Annotated in this window: 8 protein-coding genes; 4 read left to right on the forward strand and 4 right to left on the reverse strand. The window is 65.2% G+C overall.

The genetic code is table 11. The features are described 5' to 3' along the window. Positions 1-181 precede the first annotated feature (181 nt). From fabD to fabF, 4 genes are all read left to right on the forward strand, one after another. Complete coding sequence (gene fabD / locus AO398_RS21600; protein ID WP_058194249.1) at positions 182-1,123, forward strand: ACP S-malonyltransferase; 942 nt, start codon at positions 182-184, stop codon at positions 1,121-1,123. A gap of 17 nt (positions 1,124-1,140) precedes the next feature. Beyond that, positions 1,141-1,878 (forward strand): 3-oxoacyl-[acyl-carrier-protein] reductase, encoded by a 738-nt coding sequence (fabG, locus tag AO398_RS21605; RefSeq protein WP_058194250.1) that lies wholly within the window; start codon positions 1,141-1,143, stop codon positions 1,876-1,878. A gap of 281 nt (positions 1,879-2,159) precedes the next feature. Beyond that, the gene (locus AO398_RS21610; RefSeq protein ID WP_007559070.1) at positions 2,160-2,399 is read left to right on the forward strand and encodes an acyl carrier protein; all 240 of its coding nucleotides are present in this window, start codon (positions 2,160-2,162) and stop codon (positions 2,397-2,399) included. Between the two features lie 172 nt (positions 2,400-2,571). Continuing rightward, positions 2,572-3,831, forward strand: a complete 1,260-nt coding sequence (fabF, locus tag AO398_RS21615) for a beta-ketoacyl-ACP synthase II (protein ID WP_058194251.1) — start codon at positions 2,572-2,574, stop codon at positions 3,829-3,831. A gap of 19 nt (positions 3,832-3,850) precedes the next feature. Here fabF and AO398_RS28485 read toward each other — a convergent pair whose 3' ends face one another. The 4 genes from AO398_RS28485 to AO398_RS29115 form a co-directional block, all read right to left on the reverse strand. After that, positions 3,851-4,312 (reverse strand): HEPN domain-containing protein, encoded by a 462-nt coding sequence (locus tag AO398_RS28485; protein WP_152997597.1) that lies wholly within the window; start codon positions 4,310-4,312, stop codon positions 3,851-3,853. After that, positions 4,309-5,403: a DUF262 domain-containing protein gene (locus tag AO398_RS27710; protein ID WP_082643392.1), complete on the reverse strand. Its 1,095-nt coding sequence runs from the start codon at positions 5,401-5,403 to the stop codon at positions 4,309-4,311. The genes AO398_RS28485 and AO398_RS27710 overlap by 4 nt, the downstream gene beginning before the upstream one ends. A gap of 87 nt (positions 5,404-5,490) precedes the next feature. Continuing rightward, positions 5,491-6,204, reverse strand: a complete 714-nt coding sequence (locus AO398_RS21620; RefSeq protein ID WP_058194256.1) for a YidB family protein — start codon at positions 6,202-6,204, stop codon at positions 5,491-5,493. Between the two features lie 539 nt (positions 6,205-6,743). Further along, positions 6,744-6,914 (reverse strand): hypothetical protein, encoded by a 171-nt coding sequence (locus AO398_RS29115; protein WP_201025807.1) that lies wholly within the window; start codon positions 6,912-6,914, stop codon positions 6,744-6,746. Between the last annotated feature and the right edge of the window lie 84 nt (positions 6,915-6,998).

Here is a 6,998-nt window from a genome sequence, read left to right on the forward strand (position 1 = left end):
GGCGGGCCCGGGGCCGCACGGCAGGCGGGAGGACGGCCCCGGCCGGATTGTGCGACGCATTGTTGACACTCGCGCCCTCGGGTGCGAGTGCGCGCCGCGCAATCCAGCCATTTCGGCCGACACGGGCGGCGATCGCGTGTCGCGCGGCGACCGCGACGAGACGAGAGCGACAGGACCGACCATGCGCGCACTCATCTTTCCCGGCCAGGGCAGCCAGGCCGTGGGCATGGCGAAGGCGCTCGCCGAAAATTTCCCGCAGGCGAAGGCCGTGCTCGACGAAGTCGACGACGCCCTGTCCCAGCCGCTCGCGCGGCTGATGTTCGAGGGGCCGGTGGAGGAGCTGACCCTCACCACCAATGCCCAGCCGGCCCTGATGGCGGCGAGCCTCGCGACCTTGCGCGTGCTGGAAGCCGAGTGCGGCCTCGACCTCGCCCGGGACGTGGCCTGCGTGGCCGGGCATTCGCTCGGCGAATACGCGGCGCTTGCGGCCGCCGGCAGCCTGTCCATCGCGGATGCGGCCTGGCTGCTGCGCCGGCGCGGGCAGGCCATGCAGGCGGCGGTGGCGCCGGGCGTCGGCGCGATGGCGGCGCTGATCGGCACCGATGTCGAGGCGGCCCGCGGGATCGCCGAGGCGGCGGCCCTCGAATCCGACGGCGCGGTCTGCGACGTCGCCAACGACAATGGCGGCGGCCAGGTGGTGCTCTCGGGCGACCGGGTGGCCGTCGAGCGCGCCGTCGGCATCGCCACGGAGCGCGGGGTCAAGCGCGCCGTGATGCTCAACGTCTCCGCGCCGTTCCACTGCCGCCTGATGGCGCCCGCCGCCGCCGCGATGGCCGCGGCTTTGGCCGAGGTCGAGCTGAAGGCGCCCCGGGTGACGCTCTACGCCAACGTCACGGCGGCCCCGGTGGCGGAGCCCGCGGCGATCCGGACGGCGCTGGTCGAGCAGGTCACCGGCACCGTGCGCTGGCGCGAGAGCGTCGCCGCCATGGCGGCCGCCGGGGTCGACCGATTCGACGAGCTCGGCGCCGGCAAGGTGCTCACCGGCCTGGTCAAGCGCATCGCGCCCCAGGCGACCGCCGCGGCGATCGGCACGCCCGCGGACGTGGCGGCCTTCGCGCTCTGATACAAAGGGAGTCCCGCATGTTCGATCTCACCGGGCGCAAAGCCCTCGTGACCGGCGCCACCGGCGGCCTCGGCCAGGCGATCGCCCGGGCGCTGCATGCCCAGGGCGCCACCGTGGCGCTCTCGGGCACGAAGCCGGCGGCGCTGGAGGCCCTGGCGGCGGAACTCGGCGAGCGCGCGAGCCCGGTGGCGGCCGATCTCTCCGACAAGGAGTCGGTGGAGGGCCTGGTCCCGCGGGCCGAGGCGGCGATCGGGCCCCTCGACATCCTGGTGAACAATGCCGGCATCACCCGGGACAACCTGTTCATGCGGATGAAGGACGACGAGTGGGAGCAGGTGCTCGCCGTCAACCTCACCGCCGCCTTCCGGCTCTCGCGCGCGGCCGTGAAGGGCATGATGCGGCGGCGCTCCGGGCGGATCGTCAATATCGGCTCGGTGGTGGGCTCGACCGGCAATCCCGGCCAGGGCAACTACGCCGCCGCCAAGGCCGGGCTCGTCGGCATGACCAAGGCGCTGGCCGCCGAGGTCGCCTCCCGCGGGATCACGGTCAACTGCATCGCCCCGGGCTTCATCAGCTCGCCGATGACCGACGCGCTCAACGAGAAGCAGCGCGAGGGCATCCTGACCCGGGTGCCCGCCGGGCGCCTGGGCGAGGGCGCGGAAGTCGCCGCCGCCTGCATCTACCTGTCCTCGGCCGAGGCCGCCTACGTCACCGGCCAGACCCTGCACGTGAATGGCGGCATGGCGATGTTCTAGCTCCGAATCGACCCTTCCGACACGCGCGTGCCACACCCATGAAGGGAATCTGAACGGCTCTCGCCAGGGCGGGAACCCTGTGCTACCACCCCCCGCAGCCGTACAGGGGGTTGACGGTTCAGCGGGTTTTCAGTCCAAGGCCCCCCGGCGGGGCCGTCCCAGTTCACCTCCAGACACGCGCGATCGGACACCGGCCCGTCAACAAGCCCGCAAGGGCGCGGCGCGGCCACGGCACCACCCCGAGACGACTGACAGACCAAAAGGACGAGGACGGAAGACCGATGAGCGATATCGCTGAGCGCGTGAAGAAGATCGTCGTCGAGCACCTGGGCGTCGAGCCCGAGAAGGTGGTCGAGAGCGCCAACTTCATCGACGACCTCGGTGCCGACAGCCTCGACACCGTCGAGCTGGTCATGGCCTTCGAGGAAGAATTCAACGTCGAGATCCCGGACGACGCCGCTGAGACCATCCAGACGGTCGGCGACGCGGTGAAGTTCCTGGAGAAGAACTCGGCCGCCTGAGGCGCCGGATTCGGTTTCACGCGGCGCGGGTGAGGCGAAGCAGCCCCCGCGCCGTTCTGCGTTTCGCGGTTCCGTGGCACGGATCCGGCCGCGATCGGTTGAACGAGATGCGCTCCGGGGATGGCCGGCGCCGATGGCGGCGGGCGAGCGCTCCTAAGACGGGACAGGTAGCATGCGGCGGGTGGTGGTCACGGGTCTGGGGATGGTCACGCCGCTGGGCAATGGCGTGCAACACACCTGGAGCCGGCTGATCGCGGGCGACAGCGGCGCCGGCCCGATCCGCGGCTTCGAATCCGCCGACCTGCCCTGCCGGGTCGCCGCGCAGGTCCCGTATGGCGACGGCACCGACGGCACCTTCAACCCCGACGCGGTGATGGAGCCCAAGGAGCAGCGCAAGGTCGATCCGTTCATCGTCTTCGCGATGGCGGCGGCCGACGAGGCCCTGAAGGATGCCAACTGGCATCCCAAGAGCCACGAGGACCAGTGCGCCACCGGCGTTCTGATCGGCTCCGGCATCGGCGGCATCGGCGGCATCTACGACGCGTCCGTGACCCTGCACGAGAAGGGCCCGCGCCGGATCTCGCCGTTCTTCATCCCGGGCCGGATCATCAACCTCGCCTCCGGCCAGGTCTCGATCGCCCACGGCCTGAAGGGTCCGAACAACGCCGTGGTCACGGCTTGCTCCACGGGCGCCCACGCCATCGGCGATGCGAGCCGCCTGGTGGCGCTGGGCGACGCCGACGTGATGGTGGCGGGCGGGGCCGAATCGCCGGTCAACCGCCTGTCGATCGCCGGCTTCGCGGCCTGCCGGGCGCTGACCACCGGCTTCAACGACACCCCGGAAAGGGCCTCCCGCCCCTACGACCGCGACCGCGACGGCTTCCTCATGGGCGAGGGCGCCGGCATCGTCGTGCTCGAGGAGTACGAGCACGCCAAGGCCCGCGGCGCCAAGATCTACGCCGAGGTGGTCGGCTACGGCCTCTCGGGCGACGCCTACCACATCACCTCCCCGTCCCCGGACGGCGACGGCGCCTTCCGCTGCATGAGCGCCGCGGTGAAGCGCGCCGGCATCTCGCCCGCCGAGATCGGCTACATCAACGCCCACGGCACCTCGACGCCCATGGGCGACGAGCTGGAGCTGAAGGCCGTCGAGCGCCTCCTGGGCGATGCCGCCGCGAGCGCGACCATGTCCTCCACCAAGAGTTCGGTCGGCCACCTGCTCGGCGCCGCGGGCTCGGTCGAGGCGATCTTTTCGATCCTCGTCCTGCGCGACGGCGTGATCCCGCCGACGCTCAACCTCGACAACCCCTCCGTCCAGACCAAGATCGACCTCGTGCCCTTCGAGGCGAAGCGCAAGCAGGTGGACGTGGTGCTGTCGAACTCGTTTGGGTTTGGCGGGACGAATGCATCGCTGGTGATGCGGCGGGTTTGATCGACAAAGCCGAGTTCAGTTAGTCGGCGCTAAAATTCGCTTCCACAAAATCGCAGAACTTTACTGTGGATTTGCGCCATTCGTCTACGCGGTTCGGCGTAATCCCAGTGTTCTTGCCGTGCGCTATTAAATGGCGGTTTCCTACAATCGAGCCAATATGGTCTCGTAACTGTTCGAAATTTTGATCCGTTAATTTTGTTTCAATTTTCGGGTCGAATTGAGATAATAAAGTGAAAAGTTTTTCCGGGCTAGGGTTTGCGAAGCCTTTCAGAGAATGTCTTACATAAGTTGCAATTCCTGGATGGGATTTCTTGTCTGAGAAAGCAGGTAGGATTTCTCTAACTGCGCCTTCAATGACGCCCGAGAGCAGTACGCAAGCATGTGCTGCTAATTGATTGCTATGAAAATCGTCGCTAACATTCCGGGATAAATAAATAACCTGCGTGGCTGTTTGTAGCAGGCGTCTATACTGAGGAATCATATTATGTTCGCAAAGGCAGCTACGGCCAAATCCATTCGCCCGGTGACACTGCTTTCGTCGGCTGTCGCTCGATTATAATGCGAGAAATAATTTGGGTCTTGCAAAAGATTGTCGTAGCTCGTCTTCAGTGCAGTAAGATCCTTTATGGGACCCTTTCGTAATCTTTCCGTGATGCCAACCATGACGGAGTCAAACACTGCAGTGTTCAGGGCGGACTGAGGACGAAAAGCCTTATCACCCAAAGATAGGCGTGCAATTTTTATCGTATTTTCAAATGCGACCCGCAAATCATCGCCTGAATTGTTTGGCAAATCGACGAATGCTTCCATGAATGAATCCAGAAACCCTCGCATTGGACGACTATATGAGGCGCGTCTGTAGAGCAATGATAAGTATCTTAGTATGAGTTCTTCGTCTTTCAATCGCGGGCTGGGCTTTCCATAGATGGCTCTCCAGTCTTCGTTTTTATTCAGCGATCTCAGTAACTGGGTTAGCCCGCCGAGATTGACAGAAATGCGAATTTCTTGGGGAGAAAGTTTCATTCCTCCTGTATTTATTCTCTCAAATACTTCGTATATACTTCTTCTATTGTCTTGGGGAAAATCTTGTCGGAATACAATAGTATGAATAATTGCATCGTCGAGACGAATCCGATCTTCAAGGTCAAGCTCAGAATACAATCTGCCGTTCCAAGGCTTTTTCACATCTGTAAGACGGAAATCTTTACCTTTAAACCGACCTTCGTAGAAATAAGATAATGATAGCAGCCGCTGTTGACCGTCAACAATAAGATATCGACTGTCTTCTCTTCGAAAAACAAAGATACCAGGAACTGGGAGGCCTAACAGAAGAGATTCAATGAATCTTGATGCTTGTTTGATATTCCAAACATATAGTCTTTGAAAATCAGGCTTGATAAAAACGCCATCTTTTAGCCGCTTGACAAGACCGTCGACCGTATAATCTGCGCCATAGCTAGTAATATAGAACGGCGTATCAGTAGAGTAATCATCCGAAGCTTCATCTGAAACGTTTTTTACGTCTTCTATATCTAATTGAATAAGGTCAATATTGCTTAAATCTATGTCCATGGCTGCTCCGATCAGCGGCGACGACAGCCGCAATGTGCTGCTCTTTTATTTTCTTAGTCGGTTCCACGCAAATGCGAAAATATGTTCCTACCACCCTCTTCTCTCCTCCGCCCCCGGCACCCGCCCCTGAGGCGTCAACGCGTGCACCACCTCCGGCAGCGCCTGGGCGAGCTGGGACAAGAGCGCCTCGCGGTCCATCCCGGTCTGGCTCTGGAGGGTGTCGAGCGTGTCGGGGCCGAGCGCCTGGGCGAGCTGGGCCGGGGCCACCGGGCGGTTGCTGCCGTGGCCGATCCACGACTCGATCACGTCGCCGAGGCCCCCCTGGCGGAAGCGGTCGACCAGGCCGTCGAGGCCGCCGAGATCACCCTGTCCCGGATCGCCCTGATGCTCCGGGGCGGCGCGGCTCGCGGTGGGGCCGGATTCGCCGGGGCCGTCGAGCATGCCGGACAGGTCCGAAAAATCGCCGGGCGGCAGGGACGGGTCGGAGGGGCCGGTCTCGCGGCGCTGGCCGGACTGGTCCCAGCCGCCGATATCGCCCGGGTCGCCGCGGCCGCCGGCATCGGCCGGGTGCTGGCCCGGATCGCGCCCGTAGGGGCCGGCGCCGCCGGACCGGTCGGCCTCGGGCCCCGGCTCACCCCGGCCGCCGCGCCCGAAAATGTCGCCGAAGCCGCCGTTGGCGCCCTTGGCGAGCAGCAGCATCAGCAGGGCCTTCACCAGGGGCGACATCCCCCCGGATCCCTGCTTCTGGCCGCCGAACACCTGACCGAGCACGCCGCCGATCGCCGATTCGAGCAAACCCATCTGCATCCCTCCGGGGCGGGCTCCGCCCGGCCTGACAACGGCGGGCGGGGGGTGGGGGTTGCAGGACGGAGCGGACGTTGTGCGTGCAGTCCCTCCCCCCTCTACGGGCTACGATGTTCACACATCGGCTGCTGGAAGGCGCAACGCGCTCTCCTCCCCCCTTGCGGGGAGGCGTTGGAGGTGGGGGTGGCTCAGAAGGCACCGTAACGTTCGATTCTGCACCACCCCCACCCCTGGCCCCTCCCCGCAAGGGGGAGGGGAAACGCGTGGTGTTTCAGAGGCTTGCCGCAGAACAATCCCGATGTGTGAATCTGCTAGCCTCCGCGGGGGAGGGTGGCCACCGAAGGGGGGCGGGAGAGGGGAGCGACGGTGCCGGACGAGGCTGTGGCCCGCCCGCCTGCTCTGTCCTTTTCTGAACCCGGGTTCCCCTCTCCCGACCCCTGCTGACGCAGGGGTCACCCTCCCCCGCAGAGGGGAGAGGGAGCGCGCGCGTCACGGGCGGGGCGGGTCTTCCAGTGGAGCCCCTCCCCCGTCACTCCTCAGCGGGCCAGCGAGGCCTGGGCGGTGCTGGCCAGCGTCGGCTCGGCCAGGGGCACGGTCGCGGCGGAGAGCGCCAGGGCGGCCAGGAACAGGCCGGTGGCGGCGGCGCCGGCCCGGGGGCGCGGCAGGCGGAGGGCGTAGCGGCGGGCGGAGCGCGTCAGGTTCGGCATCGGGTCGCCTCTTCTGGTTGAAGGCCCCAGGGGCCATTCTCGCAGAAGCACCGTCGCCGGGGGGCGGATCGGTTCCCGTCCGGG

Source organism: Methylobacterium sp. GXS13, assembly GCF_001455965.1.
In the GTDB taxonomy this organism is placed as follows: Bacteria; Pseudomonadota; Alphaproteobacteria; order Rhizobiales; family Beijerinckiaceae; genus Methylobacterium.

Bases quoted from the DNA above. Each gene is read 5' to 3' on its own strand.
- fabF (WP_058194251.1), top strand. From the start codon at position 2,572: ATGCGGCGGGTGGTGGTCACGGGTCTGGGGATGGTCACGCCGCTGGGC.
- AO398_RS29115 (WP_201025807.1), bottom strand. From the start codon at position 6,914: ATGCCGAACCTGACGCGCTCCGCCCGCCGCTACGCCCTCCGCCTGCCG.
- fabG (WP_058194250.1), top strand. From the start codon at position 1,141: ATGTTCGATCTCACCGGGCGCAAAGCCCTCGTGACCGGCGCCACCGGC.
- AO398_RS21620 (WP_058194256.1), bottom strand. From the start codon at position 6,204: ATGGGTTTGCTCGAATCGGCGATCGGCGGCGTGCTCGGTCAGGTGTTC.
- AO398_RS28485 (WP_152997597.1), bottom strand. From the start codon at position 4,312: ATGATTCCTCAGTATAGACGCCTGCTACAAACAGCCACGCAGGTTATT.
- AO398_RS21610 (WP_007559070.1), top strand. From the start codon at position 2,160: ATGAGCGATATCGCTGAGCGCGTGAAGAAGATCGTCGTCGAGCACCTG.
- fabD (WP_058194249.1), top strand. From the start codon at position 182: ATGCGCGCACTCATCTTTCCCGGCCAGGGCAGCCAGGCCGTGGGCATG.
- AO398_RS27710 (WP_082643392.1), bottom strand. From the start codon at position 5,403: ATGGACATAGATTTAAGCAATATTGACCTTATTCAATTAGATATAGAA.